Genomic DNA, 24,081 nt, shown 5'->3' with positions numbered 1-24,081 from the left:
TGGCGGAGTGATCAATACTGGCCAGATTATACTATGCAAAGGCGATGTTCTGTCTAATTCCGGTAGTTTGGGGACTGGGCATTTCCACGCAGTTTGGCTCCAGAAGAGAGTTTCTACCTCATGGCGTCAGAATGGAGTTGCCCGTTCAAATAACGCCGTCCAGTCGGATACATACTCTCTCCCGGAACGCCTGATGGTAAGGCGGAAAACACGCAGGGAAGGGACTGAACAGGTGAACAAGGATTTCGACTGAAAATTTTATGCTGGAACAGGAGCTTCCATAACCTCTGTTCTCGGGCGCTCGGCAATGGTCTGGCTTGGCCTGCCTATGAAATATCCCTGCACCAGCGAGCATGACCGCTGCTCCAGATAGGCAAGCTGCTCGGCAGTCTCAATACCTTCAGCAACAATATCGACTCCGAGGCCGTGACCAAGTGAAAGAATCGCGTCGACGATAGCGGCCGAATGGGGGCGATTGATCATGTCCCAGATAAAGGAACGGTCGATCTTCACTTTATCGAACTGGAAATCCCGAAGATGGCTGAGACTTGAATAACCCGTTCCGAAATCATCCATGACGATGCCGACACCAAGGGCACGCAGAGCCTTCAGAATCTGAATGGCCTGTTTGCCGACAAGGAATGTGCTTTCCGTGATTTCAATACTGAGGCGGTTCGGTTCCAGGCCGGCATCGTCAAGAGCGGACTTGATGACGTCTGGCAAATCCGAAGTGGTAAACTGGATTGGAGACACATTGACCGACACGTTCAGTCCGTTTTTCCAGCTGACAGCATCACGACAGGCTCGCCGTAAGACCCACCCCCCAAGCTGGGCGATCAGTCCACATTCTTCAGCAATTCCGATGAACTGGTCGGGTGGAACGCGCCCGCGCTCCGGATGCTGCCAGCGAACCAGAGCTTCGTATCCGACCAGTGTGCGGTCATGGGTCGACATGATCGGCTGATACTCAAGGAAGAATTCATTGCGTTCGAGGCCGAGCTGGATTTCACGCTCAAGACGGATACGGTCCTGGATAGAGCTGTCAAAAGAGCTGTCATATTCACGAAAATTTCCACGTCCTGACTGCTTTGCAGCCAGTAGCGCGATTCCTGAACAATGCAGAAGCTGTCCGCCATCCTGCATGTCATCGTCGGATACGGCGAAACCTACGCTCACAGAAACCGGTAATTCATCATGACCGTCGGGTAGGGGGATTTTCAGTTCCAGCGCAAGGTAGGAAGCGAAATCTGTCACATCCTCCGGACTGAGCATGCAGGCGACAGCAAATTCATCTCCGGCGATGCGCGCCATGATCGCGTCCTGTGGCACGAGAAGCTGAAGACGTTTGGCGATGTGGGAAAGGACCTTGTCGCCCATGGCATGACCACACGTCTCATTGATGTTCTTGAAACGATCAATATCGACAAGAAAGACGACGACTGGATGGTTCCGCGTTTTATCCTGAAGGAGACCGGTAAGGCTGGAGACGAAAAACGAACGGTTGCCGATGCCGGTGAGCATATCCGTAATGGCCAGCTCCTTTATCGCGGCCTCGGTCTCCTTGCGCGCACGAAGATCAATGACGGCCAGAATGGTCCGTACTTTTCCCCGCCAGAAGCTTTCCCGGGCATAGATTTCTACAGGGATACGTTCGCCGCCATGCCGAATCATCTGGGTCTCGCGCGGGGCGTCTTCCTTGACAAGCTTCTGAACGATTTCTTCCGTCGAAAGTGCGGGAAAAAAATTTTTCAGCTGATATGTGGAGTGAGGTTTGATTCCTGCGAGGTTCCAGAATGCGCTGTTGGCGTCAAGGACAACGCTGCCGGTCGTGACAACCAGCCCTTCAAGGGCTGCATCAGCGAAGCTGCGGGCCCGCGTATTGTTTTCAATCTTCCGCTTTGCCGACTGATATTCAAGCAGGAGAAAAATGCTGGCCAGAGCAAGGAAAGTCGACGTGCCCGCTCCGACCATTCCGGCAAGGGAAAGAGAAGCGATATGCTGAGACATGCCCCCCATTGATCCATGCATTGAGGAGGTATGGGGCATCCCCATGAAATGCAGGGAACATATGCCTAGAACCCAGGCAATCGCGGCAAAAGATCTGCGACGCCCACGCTGCTGTCGGCGCAGGAGGCAACCAGCATAGAAAAAGGCAAAACTGACTGCCAGGGAAAGGATAAACCTGAGGGGCGGGATGGATTCCAGCCCTTCCCCGCCCATGGCGGCAATACCAATATAATGCATCCCTCCTACGGCCACAGTCATAAGGAGGGCTGTACGGGACGAAAGGGACCGGTTGGGAGTCAGGCATTCGCTCCACCATGTCGGCACAAAAAGTCCCATGGCGACGAGCACGGACAGGATTGTAAGAGGCACTTGATAGACGGTGGCCATGCTGTTTACACAGCCCAGCATGGCGACGAAGTGAGTGGCCCATACGCCATTTCCGGCTACGCAGGCGCTGAACAGCAGCCTCTTCTTGCGAGATAGACCAACTACCATTGCGGCGCGACAGACCATCCGCACTGCAATCAGCATGGTCACGGTGCACAGAATGAGCGCACCGACCGCGAAGGTGAAATTATAGCCAGTGAATTCTGGAAGATTGTCAGACATATGACGCCGGGCTGATCCTGTGGAACTGCCGTCAGTCTGCCTTGTTCAGGTCAATCACCCGTTAACAGGTTGCTCTGATTTTTGTCTGGACACTCTCGAACATATGAAGACCATGTCGGATGGCAAGGCCATACGAAAAAAGCCCCACCGGATAAAATGGTGGGGCTTTTTCCTGAAATACTGAGGCTTTAACTGCCCCTCAGAGTGAGTTGGCCAACTCCGGCACGACTTCGAACAGATCGCCAACAAGCGCGTAATCGGCTACCTGAAGCATCGGAGCGTCAGCATCCTTGTTGATGGCGACAATGACCTTGCTGTCCTTCATACCAGCCAGATGCTGGATCGCCCCCGAGATGCCAACGGCGACATACAGTTCAGGTGCGACGATCTTGCCTGTCTGACCGACCTGACAGTCGTTCTCGGCGTAACCGGAATCAACAGCCACACGGGAAGCGCCAATGGCCGCGCCCAGCTTGTCGGCCAGCGGCGTCAGCACGGACTGGAAGTTCTCGGCGCTGCCCAGACCACGACCGCCGGAAACGATCACACGAGCCGACTCGAGTTCCGGACGATCGCTGGTGGGCGTGTGTTCGGAGACGAAGCGGGAAACCGTGTCCTGAACGGTGACATTGACTGCCTCGACGGTAGCGGAGCCACCCTCAGCCGGAGCGGGATCGAAGTTGGTCGCGCGTACGGTCAGCACTTTCTTCGCATCGGAAGACTTCACGGTCGCCAGCGCATTGCCCGCATAGATCGGACGGACGAATGTATCGGCATCGACAATAGCCATCACGTCGGGAATCGGCTGCACGTCGAGCAGCGCGGCGGCTCGGGGCAGGACGTTTTTCCCAACAGCCGTGGAAGCGGCGACGATGTGGCTGTACTCGCCAGCCAGAGACACGATCAGGTCGGCCACAGGTTCGGCCAGTTCGTGCGCCAGCACGTCGGCGCCGGCCTTCAGCACCTTGACCACGCCCGGCACCCTGGCGGCGAGGGCCGCGGCAGCGTCTGTGTCCGCTGCATTGCCCACAACCAGAGCATGAACGTCGCCCAGTTTGGTCGCTGCGGTGATGGCGGAGCGGGAAGCCTGACGGATCTGGCCGGCTTCGGTCTCGACAAGAACAAGAACGGTCATGATCAGATCACCTTCGCTTCGTTGCGCAGTTTCTCGACCAGTTCGGCCACGGAACCGACCTTGATGCCTGCCTTGCGGACGGGCGGCTCAGCCACGGACACCGTCGTCAGGCGGCGGGTCATGTCGACGCCGAGATCCGCAGCCTGAATCGTCTCAAGCGGCTTTTTCTTGGCCTTCATGATGTTTGGCAGGGACGCGTAGCGAGGCTCGTTCAGGCGCAGGTCCGCCGTAACGATGGCCGGAACGGCGAGGGACACTGTCTCGGTGCCACCATCGATCTCGCGGGTGACTTCCGCACGACCGTCCACGATTTCCACCTTGCTGGCGAAGGTGCCCTGACCCCAGCCGAGCAGACCGGCCAGCATCTGGCCTGTCGCGTTCATGTCGTCGTCAATCGCCTGTTTGCCAAGGAAGACGAGGTCCGGCTTCTCTTTCTCGACGAGCGCCTTCAGCACCTTGGCGACGGCCAGAGGCTCCGGGCTTTCTTCCGAGAGGACGAGGATGGCGCGGTCAGCCCCCATCGCCATCGCTGTGCGGAGGGTGTCCTGCGCCTGCTGCACACCGATCGATACGGCGATCACCTCGGTCGCGGCGCCTTTTTCACGCAGTCGGACAGCTTCTTCGACGGCAATTTCGTCAAAGGGGTTCATCGACATCTTCAGGCCGGACGTCTCGACGCCGCTACCATCCGATTTGACGAGAACCTTGATGTTGTAATCAACAACCCGCTTTACCGGGACAAGTATCTTCATCGTCTTTCTCGCATACTACCCGCAGGTGGTGGCCGCAGAATGGTGGCGCACGGACATGGATGCAAGAACCACGTCCGGCAATCGGGCCACCGGAATTGGCGGCAGGCTTAACGTACTATCGATAAAAATCACATACCCGCAGGGTAATTCGGGCCGCCCGCCCCTTCAGGCGTGCACCAGTCGATATTCTGCGTCGGATCCTTGATGTCGCATGTCTTGCAGTGGACGCAGTTCTGCGCGTTGATCACCAGACGGGCTTCGACGTCCGTATCGACCGCTTCATAGACACCGGCCGGGCAGTAGCGGCTTTCGGGAGAATGGAACACGTCCCAGTTCACCGTCTTCCACAGACCCATATTGCGGACCTTGAGATGGACCGGTTGGTCTTCCTCATGGTTGGTGTTCGACAGGAACACGGACGACAGCTTGTCGAAGGTAATCTTGTTGTCCGGCTTCGGGTAATCAATTGGTGTGCTGAGAGAAGCGGGCTTCAGCGTTTCGTTGTCCGCATGCTTGAAATGAAGCGTCCAGGGAGCTTTGCCGCGCAGCACCATCGCGTCGAACCCGGCATAAAGCGCACCCAGCTTCGACCCCCAGCGAGCGAAGGCCGGGCGAACGTTGCGGGCGGTTTTCAGTTCATCATACAGCCAGGACTGACGGACAAGGCTGGTGTAGGAGGCAGGCTCAACCCGCTCGGCCTTCAGCGCATCGATCACGGCTTCAGCGGCCAGCATGCCGGACTTCATGGCTGTATGCGTGCCTTTGATCTTCGGTGTGTTGAGGAAGCCCGCCGAATCGCCGAGCAGTGCGCCACCGGGGAAGGTTAGGCGCGGGATCGACTGGAGGCCGCCTTCGGAAAGGGCGCGTGCGCCGTAGATCAGGCGACGACCGCCTTCGAAATGCTTGCGGAAGACCGGGTGCAGCTTCGTGCGCTGCATCTCGTCGAACGGCGACAGCCACGTGTTCTCGTAGTCGAGACCTGTGACGAAGCCATAGGAGACGAGGTTCTCGCCGAAATGGTAGAGCCATGCACCGCCGTAGGTCTTGTCGTCGAGCGGCCAGCCGAAGCTGTGCACAACCAGACCGGGACGGTGGTTTTCGGCGGGGATTTCCCACACTTCCTTGATGCCGAGGCCGTAGGTCTGCGGATCGACGCCTTTACGGAGATTGTAGTGTTCCATCACCTGCTTGGTGAGAGAACCACGGCAGCCTTCTGCGAAGAGCGTGTATGTCGCCCGCAGTTCCATGCCGGGCTGGTAATTCGGGCCTTTTTCGCCGTCACGGGTGATGCCCATGTCGCCCGTCGCCACGCCCACCACGCGGTTTTTCTCGATCAGCACTTCAGCGCCCGCGAAACCGGGATAGATCTCGACGCCGAGTTCTTCCGCCTGCGCGGCCAGCCAGCGGCATACCTCGCCGAGGCTGACAACATAGTTCCCATGGTTGGCGAGATGCGGCATCACACGGTCAAGCGCCGGAATCCTGAAGCCCTTTTTCTCGGTGAGGAAATACATTTCCTCCTCGGTCACCGGGGTCTTCAGGGGAGCGCCGCGCTCCAGCCAGTCGGGGAACAGTTCCTCAAGAGCGCGAGGCTCGATCACTGCGCCGGAGACGATATGCGCGCCGATCTCACTGCCTTTTTCGATCAGGCAGACACTGGCTTCGGGGTTAAGCTGACGCAGGCGGATGGCTGCCGCCAGACCCGCCGGGCCGCCACCCACGATGACGACATCAAATTCCATCGCCTCGCGTTCGCTCATCGGTCCTCGTTCCTCGTCGTCAATGCCGTGGACGAGAAGGCGAAAGGGCGCTTTCTCGCGGGCTGTCCATGATTTGAAGTGTCCGGGTAAGGCGTTCGTCCCGGTTTGCCAAGGCCGTTTATCTCTCTGAAAGGTCTGAAAGGAGGCGTTTCAGAGAGAGGTGTGGCAGAAAAACTGCCGGCTCACGGACGTTGGTCGACAGGTCTGAAAGGCTGCTGTTGGGCTGAAGGCGTCCCTCCGAAAACTGTCTGCTCTGGCCTCCAGCGCCTTCCACGATGGATGCTCCCCGCTTTACTGGTCAGATGGTCTTATTTTAATGCGGCAGGGCCGAAAGCCAGTTCCTGAGTCGCACGCCAGCTTGAATCAACGAAATTGACGATCAGCCCTCGTCGCAGGCCGTTGATGGGCCGTTTCTGGAAGCCGTGCCAGGTATCGTCTCCCGGCACAAACAGAGTGCCGGTATTGAAGCGGCCACTGCTGCGAACGACTGTTTTACCCTCTGCGTTCATCAGGTCCGTGCCCCACTGTTCCGCATCATCATGAATGGACAGGGGGATGAGAAGCGTCAGCTTTTTTGCGCCAATATCGGTATGCGGTTCCAGCCAGAAACCGTCCGTATCCAGGCTGAGCTCAAGCCGGAGCGCCGTGTGATCGAGCTTCGTGCCGCAAAGTGCTTCCACCGCAGCGCGTCCTTCGGGACTGTCGAACATATGGGCCAGCACATCCAGCCGTGGGTCCCGCGCCCGTGCTTCCGGTTCCACGAAAACACGCGAACCGTTGCGTGTTTCACGGCGACCGCCGGTGTCTCCGGCGACAGCGCTGCCTTCCGGCTCCCACGCCACCAGAGCCTCGCACGCTTCCTGCGGCAGGACGTCCGACAACGTCCAGTGGCGGAACGGTGTCGTCGAACGCTCTGCCGTGTCGAGGGAGTTGCGCAGGCCCGCGATGGCGGCCTCACAGGCTGTTCGGTCTGAAGCCAATGCCGATGTCCGTGTGTTGTGTGTCATCATCATCCTTTTCGCTTACGACCCGGAAGTGGCCGGAGCGATCAGACCTCATAACGCGACAGCAGGAGGGGCGTTCGCGACAAGGGATGGCCTGTCTAGCAAAAAGGTGCGGGAATGGCGAGCGAGCGGTTACGTCTCCGCGCCGTGTGACGGGCGGAAGATGTTCGCGATCAGCATCATCAGCGCACCGACCGCCATCACGCAGGCTGTCGGAATGATCGAATCCGTCGGCATGTAGCCCATCATCAGGCCACTGACGGCGCCGATGCTGAACTGCATCGTCCCCAGCAGGGCGGAAGCGCTTCCCGCATGAGCACCGTGATGGTGAAAGGCGAGCACTGTCGCGTTGGCTCCGATAAATCCGAGCGAACCGGTCATGAACATGATCATCATGATAACAAGAACAGGAGTCTGGGCTGTGATGACGTGAGTGGTGGTCAGCAGGACGTTCATGGTCCCGGCAAAGGCGCACCATCCGATGCCGAACTGCATCAGCGTTTCAAGGCGCACGCGATGCACCAGTCGTCCGCTGATCTGGGTGCACAGAATGAAGATGGCTGCGTTGACGCCGAAGAAAATGGCGAAGTTGCGGGGGGAAAATCCCATCAGATGTTCGAACACCACCGGCGCGCCACCGAGATAGGCGAACATGACGAAGGTCGAGGCGCTGGCGATGAGGGCGTTCAGGAAGAAATGCGGTTCCCGCACAATGAACAGATAGCGTGTCAGAATGGTGCTGACTGGCAGGCGAAGACGGCGGGAGAGCGGGAGTGTTTCAGGCAGCACGAACCAGACGCCCGCAATGCCCGCCACGCCGTAAAGCGCTGCCACCCAGAACATCCAGCGCCACGTCGAGAATTCCAGAATCAGGCCACCGATCGAGGGGGCGAGGATTGGCATGACTCCAAAGACCAGTGTCAGCTGGGTCATGATATGCGCTCCCGCCTTGCCGGTTGCGACATCGCGGATCATGGCTCTGGGAATGACCGCTCCGCCCGAGCCGCCAAGAGCGGCCAGGAAGCGAAACAGGCAGAAAAGACGATAGTCGGATGTCATCGCACAGCCGGTCGAAGCCAGTGTGTAGAGCGCCAGTCCCACGACAAGGGGGCCGCGTCGGCCAAAACGGTCTGACAGGGGGCCGCAGGAAAACTGTCCGACCGCCAGTCCGATGAACCATGTCGCAAGTGTGAACTGGGCCGAGCCGGGTCCGCCACCCAGTTCCTGATCGAGAATCGGGAAGGCGGGCAGATACATGTCGGTGGACAGGGGGCCCAGCGCTGTAATCAGTCCCAGCATGGCCACAAGATAAAAAGGCAGACGTTGACTGGCCTGCATCGTCTCTACTGACATCTTGCCTGCCATGCCTGAAACCCGCCCGCAAAAGGAGGAACGGCTATGCCGTCTTGCGGGGGAACTGTCCATGCCGAATTGGAAATGCCGGTCTGCGTCTGGTGGAATAAATTTTCTGTCCGGTCTGTCCGACGTTTGATCCAGTGCTGATGTTCAAAATCCTGATCATCCAGACGCTGAACAGCTGTCCGGCGAACGGACGGAATATCTGATCAACGACCGCCTGTCCTTCATACGCTTCTGTGGTCCGAGGCTTTCAGATCGCGTGCCTGACGCCAGAACGGTCTGGTTGTTTCGCGAGCGTCTGACCCGGACGGGAGCGACTGAAACACTGTTTGATCGCTTTGACACGACCCTGCGGAACGCCGGTTATCGTCTATAAGATGCGCCGCTTTCTCCTCCCGGAGCGGATTAACGCCGCTTCGTAGCAATCCAGACCACACAACCATTATTCTGCTTAAAATGAAGAGCAAACATCAGGCAAAAGAAGAAGTAATCAATGGTTTTTCCAGCCCTGCACCTTCACAGCAGATAGCGTTTCGTCATGGTATGTGACGCTGTCTGCAGGCAGTTGTCCGGAACGATTACGGAGTTTCTAATCGTGAAACGTCCGGCATATTGTGAAGAATTTTTTGATGAAGCTTTCTTCAGAAAGCTTCGGACGATGTCGTCCTCTTGAAAGGGCGACATCTGTAGTTCTTGTTGCTCCACGTAAATCCGTTGTCGTGGAACAGTGTTTCCTGTTGCCGCAGGCATAGCAGCCGCAAGAGCAAATCGCCCTGCTTTTTATTGAAAGGCAGGGCAGTTCTGATCATGCAAACAGCGATGCAAACGGATTATGATGGCTGCTCGGGGCAACGTGAGTCGTCTGCGCGCTGGAGAGGCCTGCGCCGTAAGACGATGTGGAGGAGGAACCTCTCGTCAGATCGGTCAGGATATTACCGGCAAAATTCAGGGCATCCGTAAGGCCTGTCCCGACAATGGAGACGACTGGCGCGAGAAAGTCAGCAGAAATCGCAGGAGCGATGTCTGCCAGCACGTCCTTGATGGTCGCTGTGACCAGATCTGTCGGAAGAGCAGGCAGATTCAACGTAACCTTTGAAGCCGTCAGGTCACCTGCTGTCAGCGTTGACCCAGCCGGAAGCTGAAGCTCGGAGGGGAGCGTCATGCTGCCGGTAATTCCGGCGTTGGCAGCCTTGGCGAGGGCGGAGTAAATATTGGTGACGGCATCACCAGATCTGGTGTCCTGCTCCTCAAGGCGCGTGGTGCGCAGGGTATTGAGCTCCCTGATGTCAGTGACATTGACCGAACTGATGCCGGCATTGGCTGTAGCCACCCATCCACTGCTATTGAACCAGCTTTTGCCAACGTACTGATAGCCGTTGATCAGATCCGGGTTACCCGCAGCGCTCTGTCCAAGAACGTCTTCTTCAAAAGCACGGGCTATCACTTCTGCCTTGACGCTTGTCTGCACGCCTGAATCGACAATGGTGGGCACGCCAACCTGAAGAATGTTCAGAAACTGATCAACTTCATTGGTGATCGAGCCGGAATTGAAACTCAGCCCGAGTTCTTGAATCGCGGTATTCCCTGTGACAACAATGGCGTTGGCTGTTGTCGCAATGAATTTATCGTACTGCTCAGGATCGGCCATGATGGCCTGACCCACGGTTTCCGTTCCTTCAAAAGGGGTATTCCAGTAGTAGAAGGAACCGCCCCAACCGCCAACTGTCATGCCACCGTAGGAAAGTGACGTTCCGATATCGTCTTCCAGCATCGAATTGATGCTTTGCAGCGTGCCGGTTTCCAGGGTGCCGTTGATGACGGCGAGGCCGATCTTGTTGGACAAAGACTGGAAATCAACGGTTTTTCCGTCCCAGGCTGCTCCGTAAGCTGTCGCAGCGTGGATGAAGATATTGCCGAAGCTGGTAGGATCGTTACCGTTGATGGTGATTGCCTGCTGATACCAGAACTGGCTTGCATCATCGAGCGTATCGGTGCCTGCAGCATTTGCCGCATCAAGAAAGATTATCATGTCCTGATAACCCTTCAGAGGATTGGCCGTACCGTTATCCGTATCAGTACGAAGCTTTTCAATCTGCTCTTCAGTCAGAGTCAGAGGTGAAGAAGACTCCAGCATTTTCTCATCCAGGAAAAATTTCTGCGCTGCAGAATGGTTTCAGTAAAAGAAAAATGAAATTCATCATTTTACTTGTTTTTATTTGCATGTTTTGTCCGGGTTGTATCATGCGGTAATACAGCCCGGTTTGGTTTGCTGCTTGTTCAGCAGGGAAACGACTTCTTCTGAATCAGAAGTACTTGCTCAGAGCGCCATTGCCCTGCCATTCGTTCTTATAGTGATAGTCCGGGGTCAGTGTGCCGCCGAGAGCCTGCCCAACGGTATCAATGGCTTTTGAGCCTTCATAGACAACATAATCGTTGAATTCATGAAGCGCCCCTACGACAGGACCGCCAGCATAGGTGAGGGCCACGCCAATAGGTCCGATTGCATCAAGAAAAGAATTAAAGGTGTTGGCTGCACCGATCAGGGCATTGCCGATCAGGGAGTTCAGGCCGGCGCCGCCGGAAATTTCATTCAGTTCGGAAACCGTGAGTTCACGCATGGCAAAATTCCTCCACAATAACACGTTTGATAAATGCTCTTTTCATATAAAAGAGCTGTATGTGAGAAACTCAGCGGCTTCTCTTCTTGCCACAGTAACTTTATCTCAACTGTTTGGGAAGCTTTATGGAAATAGTAATTGGCATTGTTTTTGAAAAAAAACCGTTAATAATGAAGTCTATATGTGTACTGTAATTACTTATTATATAAATATGTACATTTATTACTTGTTATGGGTTTTCTGCGCTTTGCGGGAGAAGCGGCATACGACCTCTGTTTCTGCTGACCAGAGAAACTGGTCAATGATCGTCAGGGCGTCGATCTGGTAACCGGCTTTCAGAAGACGTCCGGTATCCCGGTAGAGCGTGCGCGGATTGCAACTGACATAGATAATGACCCCAGGTCGGGCCTCAAGAATCCCGTCCATCTGCAAACCCGCGCCGGAATGCGGCGGGTCAAGAACTACGGCCAGAGAGGAAGCCATCTCCTTTGCTTCCACAGGCTGCCGGTTCAGGTCTCTGAGATGGGCTGTGACATTGTGTCCCGCAGCTGCGCGCGCGAGGGCTTCCACCGCTCCGGGATGCCCTTCATAGGCTTCAACACGGGCATGGGTGGCCAGACCAAAAGTCAGAGTGCCGCAGCCTGCATAAAGCTCGATTATTTTTGCTTTCCGACCTTTCGAGGGCGGAAGAGCATCGAGAACGGCGGTGCGGATCGCTGTTTCACCCTCACGACTCGCCTGAAGAAAGGCGCCGGAGGGCGGTTCTATCTCCACACGATCGAATGTGACGACAGAGGGGGTCAACTGCACGAGGGTTTCCGGGTTCTCCTGCGAGTCTTTCTGCTTCCAGCACAGGCGGGAAATGCGGTGAGTCTTACAAAATGCGGCGAGTTTTGTGCGGTCGCCCGTGCTGGGTAGCCCATCCGATGCCAGCAGAAGATCCGGTCCTGAATCGAAGAGGTTGATGACCAGATCCGCCTCCCTGCGAAAAAGATCCAGACGCTCAAGAACTGTGCGAAGGACGGGGAGAAGGCTGACAATATCCGGATGCAGCAGGGAGCATTCCGTCAGATCGACGACATTGCCAGCGCGTCGATGCAGCCCCAGAATGACGCCATCATGCTTGCGTCTTGCAGCAAGATCGGCGCGCCGACGTGTGGCGGGTGGGGTCTGAAACGAGGCCGCCGGCGGAAGGTCAACCGCGCCCGCCCGGTGTAATCCTGTTACGACCTCGGCCGTTTTCCACTCCAGTATCCATTCTGCTGACAGGTGCTGAAGAGAGCATCCGCCACAGGTTTCGAACAGGGAGCAGGGGGGTGTGACACGCTCAGGCGCAGAGGAGCAGATTTCCAGAATCGACGCCCGATCTTTGCCCGTGCTGCGGGCAAGAACTTCATCGCCGGGTGCCGTATAGGGAATGAAGACAGGAGCGGCCTGTTGCGCTCCTGCATCCGTCAGGCGGCCAATGCCATCACCACTGACGCCAAGCGCTTCAATACGATAGCGTCGCGGCGTCGGGTCAATGGCGGGAGTGGGAGGCTGACGGGAGTGGGGCCGACGACGGCCTCTCCCTTCAGCTTTCCGTGCCATCCTCGACCGTTGCCTCGATTGCGACCGGCACACGCCGGGGAAGCTTCATGAAGTTTGGAACATCCGTCCCGAAGCCGAGAACATTCTCGCCTGGCGCATCGGCAATTTCAGAGCCGCGACGACGGTTATCATCCCGCCGGTTGCGGTCATTACGATCGTTGCGATCCCGTGTTCCACGACGATCCTCACGTGCCTCTGCATGGGGCGCAGCCTCAACAGGCGTGGCCGGTTTCTTCTCAACTTCCTTTTTGCGGGCCGGCGCTTCCGACTGCCTTGGACGCTCGTTATCGCGTTCACGTTCCGGACCGCGACCGTTGCGCTTTTTCCTGCCCCGACTGCCTCGTGATTCTTCATCGCTGGCCCAGTCAAGCTGCGTGATGTCATCACGTTCCAGACGGGGAATGGGCTTGCCAGTCAGCGTTTCAATCGCTTCCGCAAATTTACGGTCGTAAGGTGTCGCCAGACTGTAGGCCTTGCCTTCCTTCCCCGCGCGTCCCGTACGACCGATGCGATGAACATAGTCCTCGGCATGGAAGGGAAGATCGAAATTGAAGACGTGAGACAGCCCACCGATATCAATACCGCGTGCGGCGACATCCGAGCAGACCAGAATCTTCAGTTCGCCGGACTTGAATTTTTCCAGAGTCTGGAAACGGACCGACTGCGGCAGATCGCCGTGCAGAGCGCCCGCTGAGAAACCATGCTTCAGAAGTGACTTGAGCAGAACGTCAACATCACGCTTGCGATTACAGAAAACGATCGCGTTCTGAAGGTTTTCAGCCCGCAGCAGCCTGCGCAGAACCTTCCGCTTGTCGTCCTCATCAACAACGATCAGACCCGTTTCAATGGTCGTCGCGACAGTCGAAGGGCGGCTGACCGTTATCTGCTTGGGCGACTGCAGGAACGCGTCGGCGAGGCGACGGATTTCAGGCGCCATCGTTGCGGAAAAGAACAGCGTCTGCCGATTCATCGGCAGAAAACCGACGATTCGCTCAATGTCGGGAATGAAGCCCATGTCGAGCATGCGGTCGGCTTCATCAATCACGAGAATCCGCGTCTGCGTCAGCAGCAGGCCGCCGCGTTCGAACAGATCAAGCAGGCGGCCGGGGGTGGCGATCAGTACGTCCACGCCCTTGTTCAGAACCTCTTTCTGATCGGCCATGCTTTCGCCGCCGATCAGAAGCGCGTGGGTCAGCTTCAGATGCTTGCCGTAATTGACAAAATTTTCGGCGACCTGAAGCGCCAGTTCGCGTGTCGGCTCAAGAATGAGCGAGCGTGGCATCCGGGCGCGGGCGCGGGAACCGGAGAGAATCTCCAGCATGGGAAGCGTGAAGGAGGCTGTCTTGCCTGTGCCGGTCTGGGCGACTCCCAGAACATCCTGTCCATGCAGAACGGAAGGAATGGCCTGTTCCTGAATCGGAGTCGGATGGACGTAACCCATCTCCGTCACGGCGCGAAGGATCGGCTCGGAAAGTCCCAGATCAGCAAACGTTACCTGAGCACTTTCCTCGGGGACATCTTTTTGCGCAGGCTCTGCAACAGAAGCAGGAGCCGCAGGCGGATGAATCTCGGTGTTCGGTTCGACGGTACCGTCCAGAGCCCCGCCGACATGAAGTGGCCGAGCTTCCGTTGTATCTTCGACAGCAGCCTCATCTACAGATTTGACTTCCGTCTTGGTGCTGCGACGGCGCGTCGGTTTTTTGGTTGCCGGCGCCGGGGAGGTCTCCGTGTCCGCACTTTTCGCAACAGCGGCTTTGCGCGTGCGCGGCTTTTTGACTGGTGTTTCCTCGGCGTCGGCTTCTGTCGGCACGGCTTCCTTTTTATCCGCTACGACAGGTTCAGCCTTTTTACGCATCGTGCGGCGTGGCGCTTTCGCGGCAGGTCTGGCTTCCAGGGTATCATCCGTTGCGACCGCAACTTCAGTTTCAGCAGGCTCAGCCTTTGTCCGACGTGTCCGTGTGGCCTTTTTCGGAGCTTCGGATTCAGTCACAGGAGTCACTTCTGTAGCGACTGTTTCTTCGAGCGGTTTCTTCCGTCGCGTCGTCGCTCGCTTCGGAGCAGGCGTCGTCGAGGCTTCAGCCGTGACGGCGGCAGACTCTGTCGTCATCGCGTCGCTGGTCGTCGCGGCCTTGCGGGTGCGAGTGCGGGAGGCCGCTGTACGCGGCTTTTTCTCGGTCGTGTCGGAAGCTTTGGGGCTCAAGTCGCTCTCAGATTAGGTCAGCCGCCTCGAAGGCGGGGCGCACAGAAGGATACGGAAAAAACCGGTGCCTGTCGGTAGGCCGTCCTGCATGAAAAATCAAGCGTCAGTCGTTTTATCTACGAACTGATCGAGGAGGTTTTTCTGCAGAATATCCATCAGGCTCTCATGAAAGTTTAAAGACCATGCCCTATTGAGGCGCACAGAATGGCGAGCACGCCACAGGCGATGACGCCAAGCATCAGGCTGCGAATGGAATCGAACGTCTGCGGCTGCGGACGGATGGCGCGCCGGGCTTTCTGATACGGACCATAAAAAACACGCAGGAACAGGCCCGCCATGATCAGGCCGAGAATCTGCATGACGTTGGTGGTCCAGGGAATCACCGCAAAGCCACCCTCATGAAAGATCATGAGCCAGCCGGTAACCAGCACAATTGGCATGATATGCCAGATCACCCGCAGAAAACGCTTCAGTGTCAGCAGGTGAACGGCGCTGCGCTGGGCTTTGTCGAGCAGGGAAAGGCTCGGACGCAGGACTGCCACGGCATAGGTCGCGCCTCCTACCCACACGGCCATTCCGGCGATGTGCAGTGTCAGAACAAGACTCCAGAGAATATGTGGCATGCGAACTCCATCGGACAGATCGGCTGTACGGTCGTAAGCTGTGTCGCCAATCAGAGCCTCGAACGCAAGGCTGACTGTTTGCGGAAGAGCTGTTTTCAGGCGGGAGCATCCCGCAGCACTATTTTACGGAGGCACTCGCCATGTCTGGCCAGCCCGACAGATTCGCCATCCTCTCTCCTGATGAGATGGGCAGTATTGATCACATTGCATCCCGTTTCATTCCTGTAACGACCCTGATGGAGAACGCCGGGCGGGCGGTGGCGCATACCGTCAGGCGTTTTACGAAACCCTGCCGTGTGCTGGTCCTGTGTGGTCCCGGCAATAACGGAGGAGATGGTTATGTTGCGGCCCGCTATCTTGCCGATATGGGATGGCCTGTTGCCGTTGCTGCGCTGGTGGAGCCGCGTCCGGGGAGTGATGCCGCGTCGGTGGCGGCAAGATTTCACGGCCCGCATGTGCCGTTTGCTCCTGAAGAAGCCGCCCGGGTCGATCTGGTGATTGACGCCGTATTCGGGGCTGGTCTCAGTCGTGATATACAGGAACCCGTGCCGTCCGTGCTGGCCGCCGCAAAGCGTGTCGTCGCAATCGACATGCCAAGCGGCATTGATGGAGCAACCGGGCAGATTCGCGGTTATGCGCGCCCGGCTGACCTGACCGTGACATTTTTCCGCGCCAAACCGGGACATCTTCTCCTGCCGGGGCGTCAGTATCTCGGGCAGTTCGAGGTAAGGGATATCGGGATTTCCGCCGCAACGCTGAAGGATGTCGCTGTCACCACGTGGCGGAACGAACCGGGACTGTGGAAACTCCCTGTGCTCGGTCTTGAAGCTCATAAATACTCTCGCGGGGTCGTCAGTCTCTGTGCGGGTGAGGCCATGCCGGGCGCGGCGAGGCTGGCGGCGACCTCTGCGCGCCGTACGGGCGCAGGGCTCGTGCGGATTGCGGCAGGAAAGGCCGCTCCCGCGTTCCGGTTGGGCGAGCCGGGGTTGATCATCGACGAGGAGCCTCTTGCGGATCTGCTGAAAGATCATCGGCGTCGGACGTGGATCTGCGGGCCCGGTCTTTTGCCTGAAGAGGTGGAGCAGGTTTTTCCGCGACTGGTTGCGGCGGATCGACAGATTCTTGCCGATGCGGGAGCATTTTCATGGGCTGCTGGTGCGCCGGAGCGGCTGCGGGGCGCGGCTGTTCTGACGCCTCATGCCGGAGAATTCGCCCGGGTTTTCGGCGCTCCGGAAGCAGATCCTCCGGCTGCGGTCCGGGCTGCGGCCAAAAAAGTGAATGCGGTGGTGGTCCTGAAGGGGGCGACCAGCATCATCGCATCACCGGACGGGAGGATGGCGCTGAACATACACGCGACATCGGCTCTCGGCACGGCAGGCTCGGGTGATACGCTGACGGGCGTCATCGGAGCCCTGCTGGCGGCAGGCATGGAGCCCTGGGAGGCGGCCTGCGCCGGCGTGTGGCTGCATGGTGAGGCCGCTTTGCAGGCCGGAGACTGGCTCATCGCGGAGGATCTGGACATGCATCTCGGCGCGGCGAGGGACAGGGCGACGCGGCTTCAGTTTGAGAAGTGAAAACTGCGGGCGCCATTCCGTGACATGCCGGTGAAGTCGGGGTCCGGACGATCCGAAGTCATCTTTAATGCAGGAAGCGTGTCGGAGTGACCTTGCCGTAAGGTTGAGACTGGGGTAATCGGTGCGCCCTCGGCGTTGTGGGTTGCGCTGACTGGCCACGCGGGTGTGGTGGAATTGGTAGACACGCCAGATTTAGGTTCTGGTGGCGAGAGTCGTGGGGGTTCAAGTCCCTCCACCCGTACCAGCCCTGCCATAAAGGCAAGGCTGGGTTTGCACCCCATTTATTCTGCCGGAAGAGTTTTGGCGATCGATGGAGATCGCTGTGTATTGAAGAGTTCGTACGAGAGGATGGCCTGGGCATATGCAGGTTACTGAGACGCTTTCCGAAGGCCTGAAGCACGCCTTCACCGTGGTCGTTCCGTCGGCCGAACTCGAGAAGAAGCAAGAGGCGCGCCTCAAGGAAGTCGGTGCTTCAGCCAATCTTCCGGGCTTCCGTCCGGGTAAGGTGCCGCTTTCCGTTATCCGTCAGCGTTTCGGCGAATCCGTAAAGGGTGAAGTGCTGGAGCAGACCGTTAATGACGCGCTGCGTAATCTCTTTGAGGAGCGTAACCTCCGTCCGGCGCAGCAGCCCAAGGTTGATGTTGTTTCCGGTGGTGACGGCAAGGGTGATCTTGAACTGAAGGTCGAGACTGAAGTTCTCCCTGAAATCAAGGAGCCGGACCTGTCCGACGTGTCTCTTGTCCGCCTGAAGGCGACGCCTGATGCGGAAACCGTGGACAAGGCCCTCAACGACATCGCGAAGCGTCAGCGTGATTTTGTGGCTGTTGAAGAGGACCGTCCGGCTGCTCAGGGTGATGCTCTGGTGGTCGATTTCGTCGGTAAGCGCGATGGCGTTCCCTTCGAAGGCGGTACAGCGGACGATGTGAGCGTCGAGATCGGCGGCGAAGGGTTTATCCCCGGTTTCGCCGAGCAGCTCGAGGGCATGAAGCCGGGTGAAGAGAAGATCATCACGGTGACCTTCCCCGAGGACTACAATGCGAAGGAGCTGGCCGGTCAGGTCGCGACTTTCGACATCAAGGCAAAAGAACTCAAGAAGCCGCTCGAAGTTGAGCTCAATGACGACCTTGCGAAGAAGATCGGCTTCGAGAATCTCGACAAGATCCGTGAAGTGATCACGAAGCAGGTTGAGGATGAGTACGAGCAGCTTTCCCGTCTGCGTCTGAAGCGCGACCTTCTGGACAAGCTGGCTGAGAAGACAGATTTCCAGGCTCCGGAAAGCATGGTTGAGGCAGAATTCAACCAGATCTGGGCGCGTGTGGAATCTGACCGTCAGTCTGGCGAGCTTGATGAGGAAGATCTGGGCAAGGACGAGGACACACTCAAGGCTGATTATCGCAAGATCGCCGAGCGTCGCGTCAAGCTTGGCCTGCTGCTTGCCGAGATCGGTCGTGCGAAGGGCATCAGTGTCACGCAGGACGAGATGGCCCGTGCCATCCGTGCCGAAGCCATGCGGTATCGTGGCCAGGAGCAGGCGGTGTTCGACTTCTTCATGAAGAATCCGCAGGCTGCCGAGTCCCTTCGTGGTCCGATCTTTGAAAACAAGGTGATCGACTACATCATCGAACTGGCGAAGGTCGAAGACAAGGATGTGACGCCGGAAGAGCTGGCGGATATGCCAGCGGCCAACGTCTGATAATCTCTGCTGTTCTTGCGGTAAGTGATAACACGGCACTTTCTTCTTTTCGGGAGGAAAGTGCCGTTTGTGTGTGTGACCTGTTGCGATGATGAGTCGGAAATGCAGGATTTTCACCCAATGGGGTGGCGCCGGGTCTGATTATCTCTATCTTAAGCAGACCGGGCGTTCTGTCTGGGTTTGAACCTGTCCTGTCCGGTCGGCAGGGGACGGGGCAGGATATACGGCGTAACGGCATATAAGTCGGGAATGATGTGATGAGGGATTCGAACCCCGTAGAGATTTTTAATAACGCTCTTGTGCCGATGGTGGTCGAGCAGACTTCCCGCGGGGAGCGTGCGTTCGATATCTATTCGCGTCTTCTGCAGGAACGGATCATCTTTCTCACCGGGCCGGTTTACGATCAGGTGGCTTCCGTCATTTCGGCGCAGCTTCTCTATCTGGAGAGTGTGAACCCGAACAAGGAAATCTCCTTTTACATCAACAGTCCGGGCGGAGTGGTGTCGGCAGGTCTCGCGATCTATGACACCATGCAGTATATCCGCAGCCCGGTCAGTACGGTCTGCATCGGTCAGGCTGCATCCATGGGATCGCTGCTCCTGGCGGGTGGTGCTGAGGGCAAGCGGTTTGCGTTGCCGAATGCTCGCGTGATGGTTCACCAGCCGTCAGGTGGCGCGCAGGGTCAGGCCAGTGACATCGAGATTCAGGCGCGTGAGATTCTCACGATTCGTCAGCGTCTCAACGAGATTTACCGTGAACATACAGGTCAGACGCTTGAAGATATCGAGCAGAAGCTTGAGCGTGACAGCTACATGTCCGCTGACGAGGCGAAAGCCTTCGGGATTGTGGATGAAGTTATCAAGAAACATCCGGCTCAGACCGGAGAGAAGGCCTGAGCCTTCAGACACCGTCATGCCTGACTATCACTTGATGCGTCTTGCTGGTCCGGTTACGATTTTCGCTTTGCCCGGTAATATGGCCGGGCGGCTCCGGATGGAGCCAAGATTAGGGGACTGCAGATGAACGCAAAGTCCGGCGATTCCAAGAACACGCTGTATTGCTCGTTCTGCGGAAAGTCACAGCATGAGGTCCGCAAGCTGATTGCGGGGCCGACAGTGTTCATCTGCGACGAGTGCGTTGAACTCTGCATGGATATCATCCGCGAAGAGCACAAGACGACTCTGGTGAAGTCTCGTGATGGCGTGCCGACTCCAAAAGAGATCTGCAAGATTCTCGATGATTATGTCATCGGTCAGTTCGACGCGAAAAAGGTGCTCTCTGTTGCGGTGCACAACCACTACAAGCGCCTCGCTTACGCCCAGAAGAATAATGACGTCGAAATTTCGAAGTCGAACATTCTTCTGATCGGGCCAACGGGTTCGGGTAAAACGCTGCTGGCGCAGACGCTGGCGCGCATCATTGATGTGCCGTTCACGATGGCGGACGCCACCACCCTGACCGAAGCGGGTTATGTTGGTGAGGATGTCGAGAACATCATTCTCAAGCTGCTGCAGGCCGCAGACTACAATGTCGAGCGGGCTCAACGCGGGATTGTCTATATCGACGAAATCGACAAGATTTCCCGTAAGTCGGATAATCCGTCGATCACCCGTGATGTCAGTGGCGAAGGCGTTCAGCAGGCGCTTCTGAAGCTGATGGAAGGCACCGTTGCGTCCGTTCCGCCTCAGGGCGGTCGCAAACATCCGCAGCAGGAATTCCTGCAGGTTGATACGACAAACATGCTCTTCATCTGTGGTGGCGCGTTTGCCGGTCTGGAGAAAGTCATCTCGGCACGCGGTAAAGGCTCTGGTATCGGCTTTGGGGCCGATGTACAGGCCCCTGAAGATCGCCGGACAGGTGAGATTCTGAAAAGTGTTGAGCCGGAGGATCTGATCAAGTTCGGTCTGATCCCGGAATTTATCGGCCGTCTGCCGGTTGTGGCTACTCTGGGCGATCTGGATGAGACAGCACTCGTTCAGATTCTGTCTGAGCCGAAGAACGCGCTGGTCAAGCAGTATGGCAAGCTGTTTCAGATGGAAGATGTGAAACTCACCTTTACGGAGGATGCGCTCAAGACGATTGCGCATCGTGCCATTGAACGAAAGACTGGCGCCCGTGGCCTGCGTTCCATCATGGAAAGCATTCTGCTGACCACGATGTTCGAGCTTCCGGGGCTGGAAAATGTGGACGAGGTTGTCGTGAACAGGGATGTGGCTGAAGGAAAAGCCTCTCCGGTGTTTGTTTACGGCAAGGCCAAAGGCACGCCTGCGGAGCAGTCAGCCTGACTGCTTTCGCACAAAGGCATGACGTTCAGGTTGCCCTGTTCAGGCCGGGCAACCTGATTCAGGCAAACGGCTCTTGATAGTGCCGAAAAGCATCCCGATATTCATCAGTATCAACGACCACTCCGGATCATCGTCAGAAGACGTTATACGGAGAATCCACCCACTGCCGGGGCGGATGGGCGATAGGGTGCGCCATTGAATGGGTACTCATCGCCGGATCGTCCATTCAGGAGATCGGCATCATGACAGAAAAAACCAGGACACCTACACCGCGTCGCAGGCGCACCAAATCTGCCGAGACGACTGATGTGCCGGCAAAGAAGGCCGCAACGAAGAAAGTTGCTGCTCCGGTAACGGAGCGTGTGGCTGTTCTGCCTTTGCGTGACATCGTTGTCTTCCCTCACATGATCGTGCCGCTGTTCGTCGGGCGTGAGAAATCTGTGAAGGCGCTTGAATCCGTCACCAAGGATGACAAGAAAATTCTTCTGGTCGCGCAAAAAGAGGCGACAGTTGATGATCCGGGTCCAGACGATATCTATCGCTTTGGCACGACATCCACCATTCTCCAGCTTCTGAAGCTGCCGGACGGAACAGTGAAGGTTCTTGTCGAAGGCAATCAGCGCGCGCGCGTGGTGGCGCTGCACGATGTAGACGGGCATTTCGAGGCCGATATCGAATTTGTTACCGATACTCCGGCGGCGACGGAAGAGGCGGAAGCGCTGGCTCGCGCGGTGGTCGGGCAGTTTGAGCAGTATGTGAAGCTCAACAAGAAGATTGCTGCGGAAGTGCTGGTTTCGCTCAACCAGATCAGCGATCTGTCCAAGCTTGCCGACACGATTGCCAGTCATCTCAATCTGAAAATTTCCGAAAAGCAGGAAATTCTTGAGCTGCCGTCTGTGACGAAGCAGCTTGAGAAGATTCTCGCGCACATGGAAGCCGAGATTGGTGTTCTTCAGGTGGAGAAGCGCATCCGCAATCGCGTGAAGCGGCAGATGGAGAAGACGCAGCGCGAGTACTATCTGAACGAGCAGCTCAAGGCGATCCAGAAAGAGCTTGGTGAGGGCGAGGACGGCAAGGACGAGACGGCCGAAATCGAAGAGAAGATCGTCAAGACCAAACTGACCAAGGAAGCGCGGGAGAAGGCCATCGGCGAGCTGAAGAAGCTGCGCGGCATGAGCCCGATGTCCGCCGAATCGACGGTGGTGCGTAACTACCTTGACTGGTTGCTTGGCGTGCCCTGGAAAAAAGCCACCAAGGTGAAGAACGACCTTGATGCGGCCGAAAAGGTGCTCGACGAGGATCATTACGCGCTGGAGAAGGTCAAGGAACGTATCCTTGAATATCTCGCGGTGCAGAGCCGTTCCAGGAAGGTGAAGGGTCCGATCCTGTGCCTTGTCGGTCCTCCGGGCGTCGGCAAGACCACCTTGGCGCGCGCCATCGCCAAGGCGACGGGGCGGCATTATGTCCGCATGTCGCTTGGTGGCGTGCGGGATGAATCCGAGATTCGCGGGCATCGTCGGACCTATATCGGCGCGATGCCGGGCAAGATCATTCAGGGCATGAAGAAGGCCAAGGTTTCCAATCCGCTCTTCCTGCTTGATGAAATCGACAAGCTCGGTGCCGACTGGCGTGGTGATCCGGCTTCGGCGTTGCTCGAAGTGCTGGACCCGGAGCAGAATGGCAGCTTCTCGGATCATTATCTCGAGGTTGATTACGATCTGTCGGATGTGATGTTCGTCACCACGGCGAACAGTCTTAACATGCCTCAGCCTTTGCTGGACCGTATGGAGATCATCCGCCTCTCCGGTTACACGGAAGACGAGAAGCTCAACATCGCGAAGCGGCATCTGCTGGCAAAGCAGGGTGAATCCCACAATCTCAAGCCTGAAGAGTGGTCGATCTCCGATGCGGCGCTGATGGATCTCATCCGTTTCTACACACGTGAGGCGGGCGTCCGCAGTCTTGAACGTGAAATCGCCAACGTGGCCCGCAAGGTCGTGAAGGAGATTGTCACGGGCAAGGCGAAGAAAGTTGCTGTGACCGAGAAAAATCTCGGCAAGTTCGCTGGCGTGCGTCGTTTCTCGCATGGTGAGACTGAAACCACTGACATGGTGGGCATGGTGACGGGGCTTGCTTGGACGGAAGTCGGCGGTGAGATTCTGACGATTGAAAGCGTGATGGTGCCGGGCAAGGGCAACATCAAGCAGACAGGCAAACTCGGCGATGTCATGCAGGAAAGCGTGTCTGCAGCCCTGTCTTACGTGAGAAGCCGGGCGCCATATTTCGGGATTAAACCAACGCTCTTCGAGAAGCGTGACATCCATGTGCACGTGCCTGAAGGGGCGACTCCGAAAGATGGTCCTTCGGCTGGGATTGCCATGGCGACGTCGCTCGTCAGTGTTCTGACTGGCATTCCTGTTCGTCGTGACGTGGCCATGACGGGTGAGATCACCCTGCGTGGGCGTGTTCTCCCGATCGGGGGGCTGAAAGAGAAACTGCTTGCGGCTCTTCGGGCGGGGATCAAGACGGTCTTTCTCCCCAAGGACAACGAGAAGGATATCGCGGAACTTCCTGAAACCGTGAAGAAGAATCTCGAACTTATCCCTGTTTCCCATGTGGATGAGGTGATTGGACGCGCTCTTGTCAGCGTTCCGCAGCCGATTGAGTGGGAAGACGAAAGCGACATCGTTGCGCCGATTGCAGCTTCGGGAACTGCCAGCGCAGTGGCTCACTGACGGATGGGTGGAAAAGGCAGGGGCGTTCATTTTGCGTCCCTGTCGCCACCACCTGCTGTTGACGTGGCCGAAAACGGCTGCATAGTGCGCCGCGGAATGTCTCTGACGGCACCGAGCCGCACGAGAGACTTGAACAT

17 protein-coding genes, 1 tRNA gene and 1 pseudogene are annotated in these 24,081 nt (G+C 57.2%); 7 read left to right on the top strand and 12 right to left on the bottom strand.

All coding sequences use genetic code 11. The features are described 5' to 3' along the window. Positions 1-258: 258 nt before the first annotated feature. The 6 genes from A0U92_RS11355 to A0U92_RS11330 form a co-directional block, all read right to left on the bottom strand. A complete protein-coding gene (locus tag A0U92_RS11355; RefSeq protein WP_077813324.1) occupies positions 259-2,616 on the bottom strand; it encodes a bifunctional diguanylate cyclase/phosphodiesterase in 2,358 nt (785 codons plus the stop codon). A gap of 199 nt (positions 2,617-2,815) precedes the next feature. Next, positions 2,816-3,751, bottom strand: coding sequence for an FAD-binding protein (locus tag A0U92_RS11350; RefSeq protein WP_077813323.1), 936 nt, complete (start codon positions 3,749-3,751; stop codon positions 2,816-2,818). A gap of 2 nt (positions 3,752-3,753) precedes the next feature. Further along, a complete protein-coding gene (locus A0U92_RS11345; RefSeq protein WP_077813322.1) occupies positions 3,754-4,503 on the bottom strand; it encodes an electron transfer flavoprotein subunit beta/FixA family protein in 750 nt (249 codons plus the stop codon). A 128-nt stretch (positions 4,504-4,631) separates the two neighbouring features. Then, complete coding sequence (locus A0U92_RS11340; protein ID WP_077813321.1) at positions 4,632-6,263, bottom strand: electron transfer flavoprotein-ubiquinone oxidoreductase; 1,632 nt, start codon at positions 6,261-6,263, stop codon at positions 4,632-4,634. Between the two features lie 308 nt (positions 6,264-6,571). Continuing rightward, complete coding sequence (locus A0U92_RS11335; RefSeq protein WP_077813320.1) at positions 6,572-7,273, bottom strand: hypothetical protein; 702 nt, start codon at positions 7,271-7,273, stop codon at positions 6,572-6,574. Positions 7,274-7,399: 126 nt separating this feature from the next. Beyond that, complete coding sequence (locus A0U92_RS11330) at positions 7,400-8,632, bottom strand: multidrug effflux MFS transporter (protein WP_077813319.1); 1,233 nt, start codon at positions 8,630-8,632, stop codon at positions 7,400-7,402. Between the two features lie 116 nt (positions 8,633-8,748). Here A0U92_RS11330 and A0U92_RS11325 point away from each other — a divergent pair. Beyond that, positions 8,749-8,993, top strand: a pseudogene (locus tag A0U92_RS11325) (transposase); the annotation flags it as partial. Positions 8,994-9,431: 438 nt separating this feature from the next. Here A0U92_RS11325 and A0U92_RS11320 read toward each other — a convergent pair. The 5 genes from A0U92_RS11320 to A0U92_RS11300 form a co-directional block, all read right to left on the bottom strand. Continuing rightward, positions 9,432-10,760 carry a hypothetical protein gene (locus tag A0U92_RS11320; RefSeq protein WP_077813317.1) on the bottom strand — a complete coding sequence of 443 codons (1,329 nt, stop codon included), beginning with the start codon at positions 10,758-10,760 and terminating at the stop codon, positions 9,432-9,434. A 169-nt stretch (positions 10,761-10,929) separates the two neighbouring features. Continuing rightward, the gene (locus tag A0U92_RS11315; protein WP_077813316.1) at positions 10,930-11,244 is read right to left on the bottom strand and encodes a hypothetical protein; all 315 of its coding nucleotides are present in this window, start codon (positions 11,242-11,244) and stop codon (positions 10,930-10,932) included. A gap of 222 nt (positions 11,245-11,466) precedes the next feature. Continuing rightward, entirely contained in the window at positions 11,467-12,834 is a 1,368-nt protein-coding gene (locus A0U92_RS11310) for a class I SAM-dependent RNA methyltransferase (protein WP_077813315.1), read from the bottom strand. Further along, complete coding sequence (locus tag A0U92_RS11305; RefSeq protein ID WP_077813314.1) at positions 12,818-15,034, bottom strand: DEAD/DEAH box helicase; 2,217 nt, start codon at positions 15,032-15,034, stop codon at positions 12,818-12,820. Before A0U92_RS11305 ends, A0U92_RS11310 begins: the two co-directional genes overlap by 17 nt. Positions 15,035-15,207: 173 nt before the next feature. After that, positions 15,208-15,657: a hypothetical protein gene (locus A0U92_RS11300; protein WP_187668754.1), complete on the bottom strand. Its 450-nt coding sequence runs from the start codon at positions 15,655-15,657 to the stop codon at positions 15,208-15,210. Positions 15,658-15,797: 140 nt separating this feature from the next. Here A0U92_RS11300 and A0U92_RS11295 point away from each other — a divergent pair, with 140 nt between their 5' ends. Then, a complete protein-coding gene (locus A0U92_RS11295; RefSeq protein ID WP_077813312.1) occupies positions 15,798-17,231 on the top strand; it encodes an NAD(P)H-hydrate dehydratase in 1,434 nt (477 codons plus the stop codon). Here the strand turns inward: A0U92_RS11295 and A0U92_RS18005 are convergent. After that, positions 17,216-17,416 (bottom strand): hypothetical protein, encoded by a 201-nt coding sequence (locus A0U92_RS18005; RefSeq protein WP_149026454.1) that lies wholly within the window; start codon positions 17,414-17,416, stop codon positions 17,216-17,218. The two genes, A0U92_RS11295 and A0U92_RS18005, sit on opposite strands and share 16 nt — an antisense overlap. Between A0U92_RS18005 and A0U92_RS11290 the strand changes: the two genes are divergently transcribed. The 5 genes from A0U92_RS11290 to lon all read left to right on the top strand — a co-directional run bounded on the left by A0U92_RS11290 (position 17,391) and on the right by lon (position 23,944). Beyond that, positions 17,391-17,475, top strand: a tRNA-Leu gene (locus A0U92_RS11290). The genes A0U92_RS18005 and A0U92_RS11290 overlap by 26 nt on opposite strands. A gap of 117 nt (positions 17,476-17,592) precedes the next feature. Beyond that, positions 17,593-18,924 (top strand): trigger factor, encoded by a 1,332-nt coding sequence (tig, locus tag A0U92_RS11285; protein WP_077813311.1) that lies wholly within the window; start codon positions 17,593-17,595, stop codon positions 18,922-18,924. 257 nt (positions 18,925-19,181) lie between these two features. Next, a complete protein-coding gene (clpP, locus tag A0U92_RS11280) occupies positions 19,182-19,820 on the top strand; it encodes an ATP-dependent Clp endopeptidase proteolytic subunit ClpP (protein WP_077813310.1) in 639 nt (212 codons plus the stop codon). A 123-nt stretch (positions 19,821-19,943) separates the two neighbouring features. Next, complete coding sequence (clpX, locus tag A0U92_RS11275; protein WP_077813309.1) at positions 19,944-21,209, top strand: ATP-dependent Clp protease ATP-binding subunit ClpX; 1,266 nt, start codon at positions 19,944-19,946, stop codon at positions 21,207-21,209. A gap of 242 nt (positions 21,210-21,451) precedes the next feature. Then, positions 21,452-23,944, top strand: coding sequence for an endopeptidase La (lon, locus tag A0U92_RS11270; protein WP_077813308.1), 2,493 nt, complete (start codon positions 21,452-21,454; stop codon positions 23,942-23,944). Positions 23,945-24,081: the final 137 nt, after the last annotated feature.

Source organism: Acetobacter aceti (genome assembly GCF_002005445.1).
GTDB classification, from domain to species: Bacteria; Pseudomonadota; Alphaproteobacteria; order Acetobacterales; family Acetobacteraceae; genus Acetobacter; species Acetobacter aceti_B.
This window is presented reverse-complemented; position numbering and strand designations above follow the sequence as displayed.

Coding starts and splice junctions, on each gene's coding strand:
- A0U92_RS11310 (WP_077813315.1), bottom strand. CDS start 12,834: ATGGCACGGAAAGCTGAAGGGAGAGGCCGTCGTCGGCCCCACTCCCGT.
- A0U92_RS11320 (WP_077813317.1), bottom strand. CDS start 10,760: ATGCTGGAGTCTTCTTCACCTCTGACTCTGACTGAAGAGCAGATTGAA.
- A0U92_RS11355 (WP_077813324.1), bottom strand. CDS start 2,616: ATGTCTGACAATCTTCCAGAATTCACTGGCTATAATTTCACCTTCGCG.
- A0U92_RS11350 (WP_077813323.1), bottom strand. CDS start 3,751: ATGACCGTTCTTGTTCTTGTCGAGACCGAAGCCGGCCAGATCCGTCAG.
- lon (WP_077813308.1), top strand. CDS start 21,452: ATGACAGAAAAAACCAGGACACCTACACCGCGTCGCAGGCGCACCAAA.
- A0U92_RS11315 (WP_077813316.1), bottom strand. CDS start 11,244: ATGCGTGAACTCACGGTTTCCGAACTGAATGAAATTTCCGGCGGCGCC.
- clpX (WP_077813309.1), top strand. CDS start 19,944: ATGAACGCAAAGTCCGGCGATTCCAAGAACACGCTGTATTGCTCGTTC.
- A0U92_RS11300 (WP_187668754.1), bottom strand. CDS start 15,657: ATGCCACATATTCTCTGGAGTCTTGTTCTGACACTGCACATCGCCGGA.
- A0U92_RS11330 (WP_077813319.1), bottom strand. CDS start 8,632: ATGGCAGGCAAGATGTCAGTAGAGACGATGCAGGCCAGTCAACGTCTG.
- clpP (WP_077813310.1), top strand. CDS start 19,182: ATGAGGGATTCGAACCCCGTAGAGATTTTTAATAACGCTCTTGTGCCG.
- A0U92_RS11295 (WP_077813312.1), top strand. CDS start 15,798: ATGTCTGGCCAGCCCGACAGATTCGCCATCCTCTCTCCTGATGAGATG.
- A0U92_RS11345 (WP_077813322.1), bottom strand. CDS start 4,503: ATGAAGATACTTGTCCCGGTAAAGCGGGTTGTTGATTACAACATCAAG.
- A0U92_RS11340 (WP_077813321.1), bottom strand. CDS start 6,263: ATGAGCGAACGCGAGGCGATGGAATTTGATGTCGTCATCGTGGGTGGC.
- A0U92_RS11335 (WP_077813320.1), bottom strand. CDS start 7,273: ATGATGACACACAACACACGGACATCGGCATTGGCTTCAGACCGAACA.
- tig (WP_077813311.1), top strand. CDS start 17,593: ATGCAGGTTACTGAGACGCTTTCCGAAGGCCTGAAGCACGCCTTCACC.